Origin of the sequence: Nocardioides sp. NBC_00368, from assembly GCF_036090055.1 — a bacterium.
Taxonomy (GTDB): Bacteria; Actinomycetota; Actinomycetes; order Propionibacteriales; family Nocardioidaceae; genus Nocardioides.
This window is the reverse complement of the sequence record NZ_CP107970.1, coordinates 598,905-615,527: the sequence shown is the minus strand read 5'-3', so window position 1 is coordinate 615,527 and position 16,623 is coordinate 598,905. Positions and strand designations below refer to the sequence as shown.

At 66.5% G+C, this 16,623-nt stretch carries 16 protein-coding genes and 1 tRNA gene; 8 read left to right on the top strand and 9 right to left on the bottom strand.

Annotated elements, in window-relative coordinates; genetic code table 11:
- Positions 1-9: 9 nt before the first annotated feature.
- Together OG984_RS02825 and OG984_RS02820 are read right to left on the bottom strand one after the other, a co-directional pair.
- On the bottom strand, positions 10-465 hold the full coding sequence (locus tag OG984_RS02825; protein WP_328530134.1) for a hypothetical protein: 456 nt from the start codon (positions 463-465) through the stop codon (positions 10-12).
- 75 nt (positions 466-540) lie between these two features.
- Positions 541-969, bottom strand: coding sequence for a hypothetical protein (locus OG984_RS02820; RefSeq protein ID WP_328530133.1), 429 nt, complete (start codon positions 967-969; stop codon positions 541-543).
- 352 nt (positions 970-1,321) lie between these two features.
- Between OG984_RS02820 and OG984_RS02815 the strand changes: the two genes are divergently transcribed.
- From OG984_RS02815 to OG984_RS02800, 4 genes are all read left to right on the top strand, one after another.
- Positions 1,322-3,841, top strand: a complete 2,520-nt coding sequence (locus OG984_RS02815) for a UvrD-helicase domain-containing protein (RefSeq protein WP_328530132.1) — start codon at positions 1,322-1,324, stop codon at positions 3,839-3,841.
- A gap of 1,567 nt (positions 3,842-5,408) precedes the next feature.
- On the top strand, positions 5,409-5,684 hold the full coding sequence (locus tag OG984_RS02810) for a hypothetical protein (protein ID WP_328530131.1): 276 nt from the start codon (positions 5,409-5,411) through the stop codon (positions 5,682-5,684).
- Between the two features lie 192 nt (positions 5,685-5,876).
- Positions 5,877-7,244 carry a hypothetical protein gene (locus tag OG984_RS02805; RefSeq protein ID WP_328532312.1) on the top strand — a complete coding sequence of 456 codons (1,368 nt, stop codon included), beginning with the start codon at positions 5,877-5,879 and terminating at the stop codon, positions 7,242-7,244.
- Positions 7,245-7,311: 67 nt separating this feature from the next.
- Complete coding sequence (locus tag OG984_RS02800) at positions 7,312-7,674, top strand: hypothetical protein (protein ID WP_328530130.1); 363 nt, start codon at positions 7,312-7,314, stop codon at positions 7,672-7,674.
- 1,213 nt (positions 7,675-8,887) lie between these two features.
- Here OG984_RS02800 and OG984_RS02795 read toward each other — a convergent pair.
- On the bottom strand, positions 8,888-9,013 hold the full coding sequence (locus OG984_RS02795; protein ID WP_328530129.1) for a hypothetical protein: 126 nt from the start codon (positions 9,011-9,013) through the stop codon (positions 8,888-8,890).
- A gap of 206 nt (positions 9,014-9,219) precedes the next feature.
- Here OG984_RS02795 and OG984_RS02790 point away from each other — a divergent pair, with 206 nt between their 5' ends.
- Positions 9,220-9,660, top strand: coding sequence for a hypothetical protein (locus OG984_RS02790; RefSeq protein WP_328530128.1), 441 nt, complete (start codon positions 9,220-9,222; stop codon positions 9,658-9,660).
- Between the two features lie 287 nt (positions 9,661-9,947).
- Here the strand turns inward: OG984_RS02790 and OG984_RS02785 are convergent, their stop codons facing one another.
- The 6 genes from OG984_RS02785 to OG984_RS02760 all read right to left on the bottom strand — a co-directional run bounded on the left by OG984_RS02785 (position 9,948) and on the right by OG984_RS02760 (position 13,861).
- Entirely contained in the window at positions 9,948-10,526 is a 579-nt protein-coding gene (locus tag OG984_RS02785; protein ID WP_328530127.1) for a single-stranded DNA-binding protein, read from the bottom strand.
- Positions 10,527-10,710: 184 nt separating this feature from the next.
- Positions 10,711-10,779: transfer RNA gene (locus tag OG984_RS02780), tRNA-OTHER, on the bottom strand.
- Between the two features lie 175 nt (positions 10,780-10,954).
- Positions 10,955-11,242: a hypothetical protein gene (locus tag OG984_RS02775; RefSeq protein ID WP_328530126.1), complete on the bottom strand. Its 288-nt coding sequence runs from the start codon at positions 11,240-11,242 to the stop codon at positions 10,955-10,957.
- A gap of 1,052 nt (positions 11,243-12,294) precedes the next feature.
- Positions 12,295-12,972, bottom strand: a complete 678-nt coding sequence (locus tag OG984_RS02770) for a hypothetical protein (RefSeq protein ID WP_328530125.1) — start codon at positions 12,970-12,972, stop codon at positions 12,295-12,297.
- Positions 12,969-13,175: a hypothetical protein gene (locus tag OG984_RS02765; RefSeq protein WP_328530124.1), complete on the bottom strand. Its 207-nt coding sequence runs from the start codon at positions 13,173-13,175 to the stop codon at positions 12,969-12,971. The genes OG984_RS02770 and OG984_RS02765 overlap by 4 nt, the downstream gene beginning before the upstream one ends.
- A 290-nt stretch (positions 13,176-13,465) precedes the next feature.
- Positions 13,466-13,861, bottom strand: a complete 396-nt coding sequence (locus OG984_RS02760; RefSeq protein ID WP_328530123.1) for a hypothetical protein — start codon at positions 13,859-13,861, stop codon at positions 13,466-13,468.
- A gap of 335 nt (positions 13,862-14,196) precedes the next feature.
- Here OG984_RS02760 and OG984_RS02755 point away from each other — a divergent pair, with 335 nt between their 5' ends.
- The 3 genes from OG984_RS02755 (at position 14,197) to OG984_RS02745 (ending at position 16,328) form a co-directional block, all read left to right on the top strand.
- Positions 14,197-14,427 (top strand): hypothetical protein, encoded by a 231-nt coding sequence (locus OG984_RS02755; RefSeq protein WP_328530122.1) that lies wholly within the window; start codon positions 14,197-14,199, stop codon positions 14,425-14,427.
- On the top strand, positions 14,427-15,527 hold the full coding sequence (locus OG984_RS02750) for a hypothetical protein (RefSeq protein WP_328530121.1): 1,101 nt from the start codon (positions 14,427-14,429) through the stop codon (positions 15,525-15,527). The genes OG984_RS02755 and OG984_RS02750 overlap by 1 nt, the downstream gene beginning before the upstream one ends.
- A gap of 312 nt (positions 15,528-15,839) precedes the next feature.
- Complete coding sequence (locus OG984_RS02745) at positions 15,840-16,328, top strand: hypothetical protein (protein WP_328530120.1); 489 nt, start codon at positions 15,840-15,842, stop codon at positions 16,326-16,328.
- Positions 16,329-16,623: the final 295 nt, after the last annotated feature.

The following is a 16,623-nucleotide window of genomic DNA, read 5'->3' as shown; positions in this document are numbered from 1 at the left end:
CGACTGACCTCAACTGGCCGACCTCAACGGGGGCAGCTGCGGGTCGTTGACCTCGCGGACCTCGATGCCCGCCTGGAGGGCCTTGCTCATGCAGTCGCCGGTACCATGCGTGACGTGGCCTGGTGGTATCCGGTGGCAGGTCTCGAGCGTGCACCGGGCGGCGAAGCCGATACAGAGGACCTCAGCCCTGTCGCGCTGTGCGGCAACGAAGTCGACCATGGCCTGGTTGCGCCGCAACGGTGCGCGCCGGCCGTGGCGGCGCCACGAGTCCGGGCTCACCGCGAACGGCTCGATCTCGAAGCCGGCGCCGTTCCATACCCGCTCAGCGATCGCGTCCGCACCGTCGCGGCAGTGGCCCGAGACGAGCAGCGGACGGGTCACCGACTCCAGGCCCCAGGAACGGAAAGCGTCGTTGAACGCATCCCTGACCAACCGCTCACTGCGCCAAGCACGTGAGCCCGTCACCAGAATGATGTGGGATATCAACTCCGGAATCCTTCCTCACTCGGTTCCTGAAACTCATCCCAGAGGATCGGGAGCTCAGGTGTGCCGCTCATGGGCCGGCGTCCAGACCAGCACCGCGTTCTCAGGGAGCTCACGTCGCTGTGTCTGGTAGCCGTCCGGGGTCAGCACGTCGTACTGCTCGCCGTAGCCGCCCGAGGCGGGTGAGCCCATCGCGGCCGTGAGCCGGTAGACGGTGCCGTCACGGGGGTCCACGAAGACCGCGCCGAGGATCCGAACCGAGGCCGATCGCGGGCTCAGGCCCGCCGCGAACATGTCGTGGAAGGTGTCAAGCGAGTAACCCGTCCGTTCCCCTCGCTGCGGCCAGTGCCCGAGGTCACCGTCGGCGTCGTGCCCCAGGAGGCGCTCCACCTCAGCGATCCATACCTCCCACGCAGTCGGCTCCAGCGCCGCGACCTCGGCTGCATGGATCGCCAGATGGTCGTCGAACTCTGTCGGCTCAGGCATCAGAGTCTCCTCATCTCAGGGGCCAGCCGACAGGTGGCGGTGTCGGCCCTGATGGATGTCGCGGACTCGCCCGTGCCAGCCGTCCGGCTGGCAGACCCCACGAGGCCTCCCCCGGCGCCAGAGCACTCACACCATGGCGGCCAATGCTCGGGGCCACTGCTCGCCGGCCACTGCTCGCCGGCCACTGCTCATCGGGAAGGGAGAGTGATGCCGAGAGGGTGATGCAGGGACAGTGATGTCCTGCTCGGTCTTGTGGCCGGTTGGGTTGTGGGTCGCTGTTTCGTCCTCCCCTGTCGGTCCTGGCCGCTAGGGTGCCGTTACGTCGCGCTTCACTGATGAAGGAGCATGAGAGGTGTTGGTGTGGCTGCTGGCCATACTCGCGGTCGGGTCGGGTGCCGCGGGAGTCGTCATCTACCGGAAACGGCTCAGCGCTCGTCGAGCGATGCTGGCCCAGGATGCGGAGGAGTCACTTCGCGAGTGCCGCGAATGGCGTGATGAGGTCGCCGCGACGGTCGTGCAGGCTCTGGCCGATGGCCGGTGGATCAGCCGCGACAACGTGGAGGCGCTCATCGATCGTCGGCCACGTCCGTCCACGTCGATGAGGATGCTCGCCCGCATCCATGGCCGCGGAGCCGAGGGTCGAAGCCTGCTGGACTACCTCGGCACCGACCTCGACCAGGTCGCCGAGTCGACCAACAGGCAGATCTTGGAGGAGGAGCTGGTCGCCCGGAAGAGGTTTCTCGACACGATCGAGTCCCAACCGTTGACCGATGAACAGGCCGCCGCGGTGATCACCTTCGACAACCGGGTCCAAGTGGTTGCGGCAGCCGGGTCGGGCAAGACCTCGGTGATGGTCGCGCGGGCCGCCTACGCGATCGAGCGCGGAATCGTCCCCGCCCACAGAATCCTTCTCCTTGCGTTCAACAAGGCCGCCGCCGCAGAGCTCCAAGACCGGATCGAGACTCGGCTGAGGGCCGCTGGGATCAACGCGGACGGCGTGCGCGCTGACACCTTCCATGCCTTCGGACTCCGCGTGATCGGGCGAGCCGAGGCCCGCAAGAAGCGCCTCGCTCCCTGGCTGGAGGCCGGTCAGGACGTCGAGATGATCGAGCGCATCGTCGATGAGCTGCGCGACAGCTCGGAGGACTTCCGGTACAAGTGGGACATCTACCGGCTCCTGTTCAGCGGCCGCCCCAACACCCCCGACGGCGGAACCCCGGACGGGTACGACGCCGCGACCGCGACCCGCGGATACCGCACCTTCAACGGCGAGATCGTCAAGAGCGAAGGCGAACGCCTCATCGCGGACTTCCTCTTCGCCGCCGGGATCAACTACCGCTACGAGGAGCCCTACTGCCACGACGTCGCCGACGCCGAGCACTCCCAGTACCGGCCCGACTTCTACTACCCCGACGTCGAGGTGTGGCACGAGCACTGGGCACTCGACCGCCACGGCAACCCACCCGCCACGTTCCGCGGATACGCCGAGTCGATGCGCTGGAAGCAGAACCTCCACCGCACCCACGACACCAAGCTCATCGAGACCACCTGGGCCTCCATCGTCGACCGCACCGGCTTCCAGGCCCTGGCCGACGACCTCAAGCATCACGGGTTGAGCATCGACTGGAACCCCGACCGGCCCGCGGCTGGGGCCACACCGATGAAGCACAAGGATCTCGCCAGACTGGTGCGCCAGTTCATGGCCCACGTGAAGTCGAACTCCCTGACCGCAGAAGCCCTCGAGCAGCGGCTCAAGAACGCATCGAAGGAGGTGCCGCGCTACCGCGCCGGTCTGTTCCTCGAGCTTTACTGGGCCATCCATGTGGAGTGGCAGAAGCGCCTCGCGGAGGCGGATGCGATCGACTTCGAGGACATGATCGTCACCGCCGCCGGCCACCTCGAATCAGGCAAGGTCGACATGGGCTACGACCTCGTCCTCGTCGACGAGTTCCAGGACGCCAGCCAGGCACGAGCCCGTCTGGTCAAAGCCCTGGTCGACAAGCCGAACCGGCATCTTCTCGCGGTCGGAGATGACTGGCAGTCCATCAACCGCTTCGCCGGCGCCGACCTCTCGGTGATGACCGCCTTCAACGACTCCTTCGGAGAAGGTCCCACGCTGCGACTGGAGAAGTCGTTCCGATCGACGCAGACGATCATCGACACCGCGGCCGACTTCGTGGTCAAGAACCCCCGCCAGTTCAAGAAGCAGGTCCGCTCCTCCCAACCCGAGGACGGACCACCCGCCTCACTCGTCCTCGTGCGAAACCCCTACGAGAGGGCGACCGCGCTAGCAGCCGTGCTCGATGACCTCGCCCGCCGTGTGCGCGATGGAGAGATCCACCCCCGCGCAGGCCAGCGGGTCAGCGTGGACGTGCTGGGCCGATACAACTTCGACAAGGACCTGATGCCACGCAAGACCCCGACAGAACTCGATGTGTCATTCCGCACCGCCCACTCCTCCAAGGGTCTCGAGGCCGACTACGTGATCCTGCCGAACGTGACCGCCGGCAAGCTCGGGTTCCCCAGCGAGATCGCCGACGACCCCGTCATGGCCCTGGCGATGCCCGAGCCCGATGAGTACGAGCACGCCGAAGAGCGGCGCCTGATGTACGTCGCGCTCACCCGGGCCAGACGACACGTCACCCTCATCTCCGTGCGCGGCCAAGAGTCCGCCTTCGTCGTCGAACTCCTCCGCGACGGACGACTGACCCGTTCTCCGCTCAGCACCGCCGAGGCCGTCGAGACATGTCCTCGATGCCGGAGAGGAACCCTCACGATGCGCGAGCGTAGGCGGGACAGCAAGAAGTTCTACGGCTGCACCAGCTTCCCCTCCTGCGGCTACACCCGCAACGTCGACGACGCTCCGTTCTGATCCGCGTTCGACGAGTCCCTGCGGTCGCCTCGGCGGCTCGATCGGCTCCATCGTCGCGTCCGAGGATTTTCATCCATTCGGGAGCGCGGCGACCGCCTCGGAGATGTCGCTGCTCCCCTCTTCTCTGCCGCCGCAGGCGGCGTGGGAACCGTCGGCTATGCCGACCACCGAGCGCCAGCGAGGTGCCAGTTCCCCTTATGCCCTTTTTCCTTCATCGCCGCATCCGGAGCGTAAGCGGAGGATCGGCGGTCTTTGCGCCCTCTGACCTGGGGAAACGATCCGTACACCTGGGGACCGTACGGGCACAGCGGCTTGCCGCGCCGCCCGTACGGTCACCGCCGTTTCCCCAGGTCGCAGCGGGGTTGGTCCGTACGGTGTTTCCCAGCAGCATGGCACCGCCGTACGGGTCGGGCTTGCGGAGCGACGCAGGAGCGCAACAGGCCCGCTCCACTCTAGGTTTGACGCTGGTTCGGCGTGGTCTGTGACTGCTTCGAACCCTTCCCGGTCGATCGCGTCTCGCAGGGCCATGCCACAGCTTGTCCTCGGCGCTGCTTATCGCGCTTCTGGTTGTCATCTGGGCACGCTGGCGTGCAGGTCTCCAGTCTTCTCGGTGCGGGAGCACCGACTGCGCGGCATGGGTTGCTGGGGTGTCGTGGGCGGCGCATCTGACAGGCTCTCGTCGGCTCGATGCGGGTGCGGCCGTTGCGGCCGCCGCCCACGAGACCCCTCCTTCACCCGACTCGCGTGGACTCACATCGACTCATATCGACTCTCTGCAGGCTGGTCTTGGATCGGTTCGAGGGCGAGCGTGTCTGAAGCTGTCGCGTGCACTGCCAGGGCGGCGTCATTGGTGGGGCTGATGGTCGGGACGGCAGAGCCGGCCCGGGGTTGGGGCTGAGAGGGATCCTGCGTATGCAGCAGTGTGATGTGCTCGAAGGCGTTGAGCGCTCCTCGTGCGACGGGCTCACGCACCGCGGTGTGCAGTCCGTCCGGTGCCTATGCGGCCAACAACGGGCCCGGTCTGTCCACATACGGGCCCGGTTCGCCCCGGGCCGGCCGTTCACGAGGCTTGACCACGTCCGCAGTGGCTTCCTGCGGTCGGGGGACCATCCGTGGGCGCCAAGGGGTCCTGGGCGGGCCATCGGTGACCCCATTCGGGCCATTGTCTGGCCCCGATGGCGCCGGTCGCACCGCGCAGGCCACGACGAGGACCTCGCGCGGTCGCGGCGAGCCCGCCTGCGGACCAGATCGACCCATTGCCGGCCACAGGTGACCGACTCACGATTCAGGGGTCGATCGAATGATCATCGATGCGGAACCCATTCAGCACCCGCCCGTGGATTCCCGTGGCCCTCAAGTGGCCTATTCGGTCGGATTCTCAAATACGATTCAAGTGGCGTCGATCAGTCGATCTCAATGAGATCGAGGCTTGATCGACCGCACGGTTCCAGCGATCACGACGGGGGATGACATGGCGAACGAGGGTGACCACCAGCCCGGGGCGGCGCGGCCGTCGCGGCGGTTCCGGTGGACGGTGCCGCCTGCGGATGAGTCTGTGCTGAGGTGGGTGGAACTCCAGGACAACGTCTCGGTCTCCCTGCGACTGCTGGTGCGCGAGTTCATCGCCCGCGAGGGCTATGTCGACCCGATGAATCGGCCCGTCGAGCAGCAGCCCCGCCGCGACCGGTCTCCTGTCGCCAGTGATCAGCGCGGGCACAGCGCCGACGATCCCATCCAGCTCGAGCCCGCCTCCGCGACGCCGGTGCCCACAGAGGCTCGGACCAGTCCGGGCCATGGGGGCCAGGTCTCCATCGACGAAATCATGGCGAGCACTCGACGGTGACCTCGGACGCTCCGGAGCCCGCCCCATGACCAAGGCCCGGTCGAACGATCACGGTCCTCACGCAACGGCGCGAAAGCCCGACCGGCACCCCGTCGCCAGCACGAGACCACTACTCAGATCGCTATTCAGGCTGCCGCAGGAAACTCACCGAAAGGCATGACATCTCACATGTACGAGAAGAGCTTGACCAACATGATCCCCAGCATGATCCCCAGCGTGATTCCGGGCATCATTCATCTGACCGGCGGCATCGACGTCGGCAACGGCTACGTCAAGGGCGTCATCAAGAACACCGACACCGGGACCTTCGACGAGATCGACCTGCCAAGCGCGGTCGTCTCGACCTCCCGGCCGAACCCGAAGGTTCCGCTCTCCGATGCCGAGGCCCCCGGCGTGGTGACCGACAGCGACGCGGGCGGCGACTTCTACAACAAGCTCGACTGCACCATGTCCACTCCCCTGGTCACCGCCAGTGACCGACGCATCTTCGGTCGCTCGGCGCTCTCGGTGCGCGGCTCGAAGTTCACCGAGTTCGAGGTCCTCGGGCGTCATTCCAAGGCCGACCAGGAGCTGAGCAAGGTCCTGGTGCTGGGGGTCTTCGCCGCCAAGGCGCTGCGTGACCACATGGCGGCGACCGGCGCGCTTCCCGATCACGAGCTTCGTGTGCAGGTCCGCGCGGGGCTGGCGCTGCCGATCTCGGAGTACGTCGCTCGCCGTAGCGCGTACGCGGCGGAGTTCACCGGCGCGAGCAGCGGGTTCGCATGGCTCGACCCGCGAGTGCACCTGGTGACGATCAAGAACTTCAACACCCCGGTCTCGGTGCGGCTGGAGTTCACCGATGTCCAGGTGCTCGCCGAGGGCGCATCGGCCCAGTTCGCGATCACCGACAAGGGCGAGCCTCTGGCCAAGGCACTGCTCGAGGACCTCGAGGCACACGGGGTCAGGCTCGAGGCCATCACGCCGGCCGACCTGGTCGCGGCCCAGAACACGATCGGGGTCGACGTCGGCGAGGGCACCGTCAACTTCCCGGTCTTCACCGACGGCCGGTTCAACCCCGAGGCGGCCGCCACCCTGGATCAGGGCTACGGCACCGCGCTGCTCAACGCGATGGACCGCATGAGCGATGGCCGACCCGGCGGGTCCAGCCTGGCCTTCACCAGCCGCAAGCAGCTGGCCGACTTCCTCACCCACGAGCCCTCTGTCCTCCAGCGGGACCGTCACAGCTGGGCGAAGGGCTTCGTCGAGGACGAGGCCGCCTACCTGGTCACCGAGATCGTCTCCTCCTTCAGGGACGTGGTCGCGCAGGCAGGGGCCACCACCGAGATCGTCTACGTGTACGGCGGCGGGTCCGGACCAATCAAGAACCTGCTCTACCCCGCACTGCTCAAGGCCGTGGCCCACAGCGGCATCCCCGTCCTCTACCTCGACGCCGCCTACTCACGCCACCTCAACCGCGAGGGCCTCTACATCGCCGCCAGACACGTGGAAGAACTGGCCGAGAAGAACGCATCCACCAACAAGAACACCCAGATTGCCGCCGAGAACGCGGGAGCACGATGAGCCGCCGCACCGTCGGTGAGAGGGTCAATGAGGACCAGGACCACGTCGAGGCACTGGAGCCGAGGCGATGAGCCTCGCCGAGGATATCCAGGCCGAACAGCTGCTCAACGTGCCCAGCCCTGCGCGCGACCGGAGGCGGGGTCTGGTGCTACCCGTTGCCCGGGTGACGACGCTCGCGCCGAACGGAGCGGTCTGCCGGGTCGAGTCGACCGATGCGACACAGTGCGGCTGGGTGGAACCCGACTCCCCCAATGGGCTCCCGCCCGACGTCGTGGCCTGGCTAGAGACGGCCCCAGGTCAGCGCTTCCGGCTCCCCGAGGCACTTGTCCCCTGGGCGGTGCTCGTCGTCTCCTCAGGCATCACCAACCCGGGCAAGATCGAGTTCTGCCGCCTACCGAACGGACGCCTGTCCGCCGAATTCCGCCACTGAGATCGCCAGCAACGTCCCGGGCCGAACCGGGCCTACAGGCGCGTAGGCACATCCGACTGAGCGGCGACCCCGCCCCACCTGGAGGAGACGATCATGACCCAGACCGAGTCTCCGAAGCCCGACCACTCACCCAAGTGCGACCCATGGTGGACCGGGATGCTCGAGCGGTCCTGGCGAACAGGCGAGCCCCCCGATCCACCGCAGAGCCCCAGCGCTCAGGAGGCGCTCACCAATAACAGACGCCCCCGCCCGCCGTCGTCGCGAGCGCGGCCGGACGGCCGCCGTCAACCGGCCCGGACCCCGCAAGCCCGGTACCCGCAGGCTCCCCATGCACGCGCTGGAATCGAACGCTCGAGGTCTTCGCACCCCACCGCTCCGTGGTGGAGCGGCGAGGGGATCCGCGGGTCGGTATGGCCGGTGTGGTCGCTGACTGTTCTGGTGGCCTCCGTGCTGGTCTTCCTGACCATCACGCCACTCTCGGTGTGGCTCCACTCGCACGAGGCCTCACCAGGCACGGTCGAGACAAGTCCACGGACCAATGCCAGCGCCGGCGGAATCGCCCTCGAGGCAACAGCCCCCTCGCCCAACGGATCATCCGCCGGCTCGACCGGCCCGACCACACCCGGGCCGTCAGCGGCCACAACCATGTGGGCCACCTCGACCGCCACGGCAACCGTGACCGTGTATGAGACCGTGCATGTCCTCTCCCCCACCCATACCGTCACAGTGGTACCTGAGCCCGGCCCGACCATGACGGCCACAGTTCCGGCGGAGGAGGCACGCTCGACGCACCCAGCCCCGAGCGCCACAGCATCCTCGACGCCCACGGCGACTGCGACTGCGACTGCGACTGCGACTGCGACTGCGACTGCCACCGTGACTGCGACGGTCATTGTGACCGTGACCGACGAACCGACCGAGCACGCTCCCCCGTGGCCGTTCCTTCCCTGAAGAGGTCGGACGTCGGGTGCGGCACGGACCTGCGCTGAAGGCGTCAGCGCCCCAGTCTTCGTACGGCCGAACTGCCCATGAGGCCAGGCGGCCGTGCGAACAAAAAGAGATCCCCACCCGTCGGGACACGGGTGGGGATCTCGCTACACATCCGAAATACCGTCGCGGTGCCGCAGAATTGGGAACCCCGCCACCTCGGACCATCTGATCCTCGATGACGGGGTTCCTTGGAGCAGATCTGCGGCAGGGACGCTCACCGGACTCATCGCTCCTCGCGGTAGCCGCAGCACGGGCACAGCATCGTTCGTGCAGAGATCTCGATCAGATCGACGATCTCGTCATCGGCGCTACAGCTCGGGCAGGTCATCACGATCGTGGTGGCAAACATCGTGTGCCTTCTCTCAGGTCTCGGAGTGGTCGTCCTTCAGCGACCCATCCGGATCCACTCCGTGGATCACGTCACCCGCACCACACAAACGATCCGAGCACCATTCAGAATCATCTATCACCAACCATTCGCTTCTATTCAGTCATCATTCGTCATAGGATCGACGTTCTGATCAACCAGAAACCATTCGGGGGGATTCATCAGTCATGAGCACAGCGATCAACCGCGGCGTCAACAGGATCGGCGGCACCCGCCGCGGCAGGACCCGGACCACAGCGCCCGGCGGCCCCAGCCAAGAAGCGTGTGGGGTCAGCGCCGATCGGATCTATCGCTACGCACTGGGACCAACGCCGACACGCCCCGGCAGACACGGCAAACACGCCAACGCCCCCGCCCAGAGCCTCTCCACGCAGAGCCCTGCCGTCGCGCGAGACGAGTGGCTCTCGGTGACCATCCGGGGCCCGGGAGCACACACCTCGATGGTGCACGGCTTCGATGACCGCGACTCCGCGTTGGCGTGGGTGTGGATCCACGCGGCATTAAGCGACCTCGGCAAGTACCGCTACCTACGTCAGACGGTCGCGACCCACCGCTGGGCCGGCCTCGATCCCGACCCCGGTGACGCCGCGATAGCAGCGGCCGCCTGACCCCCGGCACTGGCACACCTGTCATTGACGGCGTGCCTCACATGCCGCCGAGCAGGAACGCCCGAAAAACGAGACCCCGCATCGTCCATCCTCATGGATCGGTGCGGGGTCTCGCGCGTGGGAACTCGTATTCAGTTGTTATTCAGTTGTGGTGCCCGTCGCAGACCGGGAGGGACTCGCATCCCGGTGACCCTCGCCACCGTGGCGCGGTGTCCCTCTCAGCGGCGTACGACGAGATCATGGGGCCACTCCCTGCCACGCCTCGGTGGGGTCGTGGCGGGTCGGGCTCAGAACGGGGACGGCTCTGCGTCGACGCCCGGCGTGGCCTGGCCGGCCTGACCGGCCTGGCTCGCCTGGGCAGGCAGGGTGGGCTGAGCCGGCTGGCTGGGCTGGGCTGCCGGCTGGACCGGAGCGGGAGCCGGAGCGGGCGCCGGGGCGACCGGCGCGGTGACTGCGGCGGTGGCCGCAGCTGCGGCATGGTCGTTGGCGGCGGCACGCTCGGCCAGGCGGCCGGTGGTGACCGACTTGGGCTCGAGCGCTGTGATCGACTCGGCGATGACCTTGGTCTCGTAGACCGTCTCGCTGCCCTTGTCGTAGGACTGGAACTGCAGCGTGGTCTGCACGCCGATCAGGTCGCCCTTGTGCACGTAGCCCCACAGGCCGGTGCTGGGGGCGGTCTTGCCGTAGAAGGCCTCGACCGGGATGCCGTCGGAGGGACGGGTGCGCTCATCGCCGTCGCCGACGGTGTAGTCGCGGTCGACCATGACGGTCGCGAGGACCTTCTTGGAGCCGTCGGCGTTCTCGAAGACCTTCGGGTCACGGGCGAGACGGCCGATCAGGGTGCCGGTGTTGCGGGGGTTCGACATGGTGCTCTCCTCAAGTGCGATGGAACAGATGGGTGTGGGACCGAAGCTGAACCGCGCATGGCGATCCCTCGGTGTCATGACTTGGACCGAACCGGCTGTGCCGGTCCCCTGCCTGTCTCGATGCTGTTGCTCTGCCCTGATGCTTGGCCTCTATGAATGCCTGGGCATGGGCTTGCGTGTCTGAGTGGGTCCACGGGACTCGAACCCGCATCAATCCGCGCCGGCAAAGGCTCTGCCGTTGAGCTAGGACCCAGCGAGTGACCCCAGTGACGCTGGTGATGCTGGTGATGCTGGTCGTGCTGGTTCGGACGGCGGGCTGACTCGGGTACTACCAGCCTGTACGCGCTTCCCCGCTTGGCCCCGGAGACCGGGATGTAGCGCCGTCCGGATGTTGCGCTGCCTGAAGGATGGGATGAGGTTGTGCTCGCTCAGGGCAACGGTTTCGCGGGCTTCGAGGCGGTGGTCATCGCCTCATCCAGGCTTGCGTTGACGTCGGTCAGGAAGTCGTGGAGAGCGCGGGTCGTGCCAGAGTCGAGGAAGCCGCAGTGCTCGCGGTCGATGATCAAGACGGCACCGGGTCCTCCGGCGTCGTCGAGGCGTACGACGCCGAGGGTCATCTCGTAACCGATGTCGATGAGTGTGTATGTCCCGTTGAGGGCGCTGAAGTCGATCAGCAGGCCCTGGTATTCGAATCGATCCTCGACTGGTGTGTCCATCACCGCTCCTCCTCGTTTGGTGGGCGCCGGCGGGCTCTGTCGGCGTGCGTGGCACGTGGCGATCCGTCCGGTCCGGATCTAGAGAGTTGCGGACCCCAGTGCGCCGCGGCATGGCGGACCGGCTCATCGGCGACACAGGTGGATCGCACCATCGACGATGAGCGATCTCGCGTGCGACACGACACACCGGGGTGGTCAGTGAGGACAACTCAAGTAGGGCTGCAATGCCGGGTGAGAGCCCGGGTGAGAGATCGTCAGGACCGGCGCCGGGGAGGGACACCGGGTCAACAGCCGCCAGTGGCGACACCGGGTGCGCGTCCCGGGACACCGGGGTTCGAGGGCGCCCGTCGCGACGGTGATGAGCCGTCCAGGGGCGCTGCGGACTCTCAGGGGTATAAGCCCTGGACCCTTGCAGGCGACCTCAGGTCATCAGCCTTCGGTTCACTACTGTTACCGGACCGGCTCTGCTGGTCCCACCCCGCGCCTTGCCCCAGTGACTTTCGCTGGGCGCCGAGGCGCGGCAGAGGCTCAGCACCAGATAATCAGCCTGTCGCGGGCACAGGCCCACACGGCAAGCTCACGCAGGTGCTGGACCAGCGCCGCCAGATACGGGTCGACGGGACTCCTTCCGCGCTCGCGCGGTCGAGAACACCGCCGCATTGACCTCGCCGGCCACGTGGTCGGTGCCGATGTCGTAGCTGGGCATGACGCCGAGCCGAGCGCACGCAGAAGACGACGCGCGGCGGCGCCGCTCACACGCAGACTCGGGCTCGGCTCGATCAGGAGGGGCTCGACGAAGTCGCCGTGTGGCGAGTGCCACCCGCACATGTCACCATCGCAGACCAGAGCGTTGCCCTGTGTCAACAGATGCAAACGTCCGTGCCAGTATCGGCCGCTCGCCCGATACTGGCACGCCCGCACTCGCAGACCGGCCCGAACCCGGCTTGATCCTTAGGGATCGTCTCGGCTCGGACCTCGTAGCCCATGGACCACTCGCCCCTCCTCGGCCCTTGCCCCGCTGTCGCGGCGAGGTCCGCCGTCGGAGCTCGTCGTCAGAATCGGGTCATGTGCTCGAGTTGGCCGATCTTGGTCATCAGGTCGAAGTACGAGGGCGGGTTGATGTTGTTCGCGACCCGGATCAGCATCAGCCGGGCATCCTCGAGCAACAGGACGGCCATGCGGTCGCCCCACTCCAGGGGCTGACGGTTGGCGTCGTACTGGACCTGGTCGCCCAGATCCTCGACGAGCCGACGCAGTCGCTCCGGCGCGGACGGCTCTGGATGCTCGATGTGGATGTGGCCGCCGCAGGTGAGTCCGCTTCCGAGAGTCTCACCCATCTGCCTCACCCCAGACTTGTTGCGGTCGTAGGCCATCTCCTCGGCGTGCCAGGTGCGCACCTGGGCGAGGGCTTCGTCGATGTCGGTGAACGAGTGGTGGCGGCCGGATCCGAAGACGTAGCTGTATATCTCCACGCACGGCGTGTTCTCCGCGTTCGCCTCCCAGAAGTAGCTTGGAAGATGGATGCTGAGGGCACCCTCTCCGGACTTCGCGTAGCCGTCACTGTGCTCGAAGTAGTGCCGATAGGCCTCGGCGAGGAGCCGCTGGATCTCGGCCACCTTGGCATCGAACAGTTCAGCGGATTCGGCTGAGGACACCGCCGCCGTGCCGACCACCCTGGCGATCACCCTGGCGATCACCCTGGCGATCACCGTGTCAATCGCGCCGATCATCGGATGCCGATCCACTGATCGAGCCGAGCTTCCGAGGGCGTGAGGTTCGTGTAGGTCCCCGAGGCGGAGATCGCGAACAGGTGGGCACCGCAATGCCGGGTCAGCACCTGGCTAAAGGCGCGGATCGCCTCGCCCTTGTTCGTGTGGGTGGTCACTGTTGTCCCGTAGACGACTGCGTAGGAGCTTGAGGCCATCATCGACATGGCCCTCACCTCTTTCTCAATGAGTCGGGAATGAGTCGGCAATCTGGTCGGGGCACGACCGAACCCAGCCCTCGCGCGCCGCTGCGTGACACATCGGCGAATGGCCGCGGACGGCGTTCCCTTCCACAGCAGGCCCGGATCCGCTGCGCGGATCGACGCCTCGCCACCTCCCAGATGGCGAGGTGGCCCCGGCCAGCCAGATCCACCGGCTGACCGGCAGCTACGTGCCTCAGGGTCTGGCGTCCGGCACAGCGTCAGGCGCAGCGTCAGGCGCCGATGCGGTCGGCGGTTCAGAAGTACTCCCCCGCCATCTCCTGCTCGCGGGTCGGATAGTGCATGGGTCCCATGCACAGCCATGCGGACAAGCCGTGCTCGCAGGTCGGGTTCAGCCGCTCGTACGTCCTGGGGAAGCGGCTCCAGTCCACATTCTCGGGATCAAGCGGCTCGAAGCTCATCCGGTTGGCGACTCTGTCCATCCAGGCGACCGCGCGGGCGTCGACCACCGTGTCGCGTCCTGCGAAGACGACCGTGAAGTGGCTCCATCCGCCGTTGACACTGACCCACAACTTCAGCTCAGCACGTTGTGCCTCCGTCTGCTGTGCCTCCGTCTGATCACGGGTGTTCCGCAGGACGCGATCCCCTTGGCCTGAGTTGTTCGGTGTCGATTCGTCGATGACTGCGCCCATGAGACTCACGTCCGTTCATGTCGGTACAGCTGGTCTTCCTTCTCACCAGCCGGCCCGAATCACCTTTGGTGATTCATTCCAAGCGACCAACGAATCATCTTCTTGATGGCGGATACACTCGATTGCGAATCGATCGGAAGGCGGTGCGATACATGGCGACGCGATCTCGCGATGACTCTCGGAAGCGATCGAGCCGGGACGACATCGCCCCGTCGCGTCGTGAGGGCCGCGGAGGTCCGGCTCGACGCTCCGGCGATCCGGAGCGGACGGTGCTTCGTCTCGATCCGGATCTGCGTCAGCGTTTGGAGTATTGGTCGAGTCGGCACGGGATCTCGATGAACGAATACGCCACGGAGGCCGTCGAGGCGGCGATCCGCCGCGAGAACGGCGACTACGACCTACCGACGCTCGAGATCGCCCGGCTCAACCAGCTCGTTGACGAGATGAGGGCGCTGTCGACCAACTCGGCGAACTTGGAGCGGGTCGTTGTCCGGGGCTTCGAGTCGCTGATCGGGCTGACCCGTGGGGACAACTACCTGCTCGATCCCGAGGACGGTGAGCTCTGATGGCGGACTTCAACGAGCTGTACGACACCGCGACGCGTCAGGACGCCGCCAAGGACGTCGAGATGCCCTACCTGGCCCAGTACGAGACCCAGCCCTCCGACCCGGGCCATCCTGAGGGCGGCGACGGAGAGGAGAACCGCGCCGCGGAGCGTAGCCAGCAGACCGACCCGCAGACAGAGATCGAGCGTGCGACGGCCCAAGCCGTCCCATCCAAGTCGACTGCGCCTGGTTCCATCACCACCGCCGGGGCTGACGGCGGCGATGGCACCTCTGCAGACGTCGTTGCCGAGGGAGGCAGGGGCGAGGTCGACGGTGCCGCACATCGCGATGCATCCGCGGACAGCGCTCGCGATGAGACCGCACCCTCCCCCACGTCCGAGGAGGTCACACCCGGGTCGCTGACCCACACCGACCAAGCCGAAGCCATCCAAACCACGGCCAACAGTGCGGCCCAAGGTGCGGTAGGCGGCGGCGACACTACGCCCGACTCCGAGGCAGTTACCGCCCCGGGCAACCGGAGCGCTGGGTTGACACCGGCCGAGCTCCTCAACCGCACCGCGTTCGCGCTTGGCGGCATGGAGCCGCCCATCGTTCGCAAAATGCCACACAAGCTCGCCTCCCAACTGCGTTCCGAACTCCACCGAGCCCTGGTGCAGCATCCTGCGGTCACCGAAACTCAGGCCAAGACGTTCTGTGAGGGCCTGAGCCAAGCGGCTGTGGTCACGGCGTTCCTCGCCGCCCACCTCGACATCGACCTGCCCACCGACGCCAGCACCACGCTCGCCACGACCCTGTTCCGCTCCCGCAGCCCACTGCTCGCCGGCGTGCTGGAACGGCTGACCCGCCTGGAACAGACCACAAACGAGACCGCCAGCAACCTCACCCGGGTCCACCAAGACGTACGCGGGCTGGATCAGCGCAGCGAAATCATCGAGCAAGGCATCGCCTGGGCGGTCGCCGAACGCGCCGAGAACCTGGTGCGCGGCGCCAACACAGTCAAGGACGTGGACTTCAACCACCCCTCCGCGGTCGCGATGCGCGACAAGGCCCGCGCCGAGATCAAAGACCTACGCCGCCGCGAAGCCAGACCGATCCGGTAAGACATGCGCCCATAAAGCAGGGCGCGACGGCCCTAACGTGCGCCGCATTGTGGCACACCCTGGCTGCAGCAAAGCCATCTGACGCATCGGCCGCTTCGCCACGAGCCCGCCGAATCAGGCGCGGGGTAACGAGCGCACCAGGGCCGCGACAACAGCCCCTTCGGTGAGGCATGGGCCAGGCGGAATTCGCTCCCCTGCATTCGCATCGCCCTACTGGATCGGATGCCTTCCAGTATCCATCCTGCTTACTGTTGAGCAATGCTCGTTACTGTTCTAGTATCTACGTATCCAACTATAGACAAGGAGAATCTCATGACGCACGACTACGTCTCGATGCCCGTCCCCACCCAGTTCGTCCCGCAGGTGACGGAGTTGATCGCCAGCCTGTTCCGGGCCGAAGGGGCCGCGGACACTGAGGCTGGGCGCGCCCGGAACGGCGCACCTGGCACCGAGAGCGGCCGCAGCGACGACGGCTTTGAGTGGACCAGCGAGCAGTACCAGGCACTCCTGGACAAGGGTGTCGTCTCAAGTCGCCGAATGGTCGCGTTGCTGAACGCCTTGAGCGTCGACACCCCCGAGGCGCTCGACGTGATCGCCGAACGGACTGAGTACTCCCACGAGGAGCTTCAGGCTGCCGTTCGATGGCTTGGCAAGTTCACGGATCAGTCGGACCTGTTCCCGGAGAATGAGTGGTGCTTCCGCTACCAGACGTTCCCTGATGACAACGGCCGCCGCGGAATGAAGTACTGGTTCACCTCGAACCAGAAGGAAGCCTGGGGGCGTGCCAGCACGGGGCGATGAGGCCCCACCCGGAGCGTGAGCGCCACAGCTGATGGCGACCGCCGTAGACGGCCCGGGACCCAGCAGCAAGAAGGGGTGGAACTCGCGCCGTAAGAGCTGATGAACCAGTCCGCGGAGATCAGAAAGTCCCGACTAAGCCAGGCCAGTCGGCATCGCTTGCTCATCCGACTTTCGGCAGGGACTCTTCTCGGGACTCAAGACCAAGTGAGCGACGAAGCGGTCACGAACCATACGCCGGTCAGCCACTATTGCTATTCAATCCGAATTACAATTTGGTGATCAATTGAATGACTCT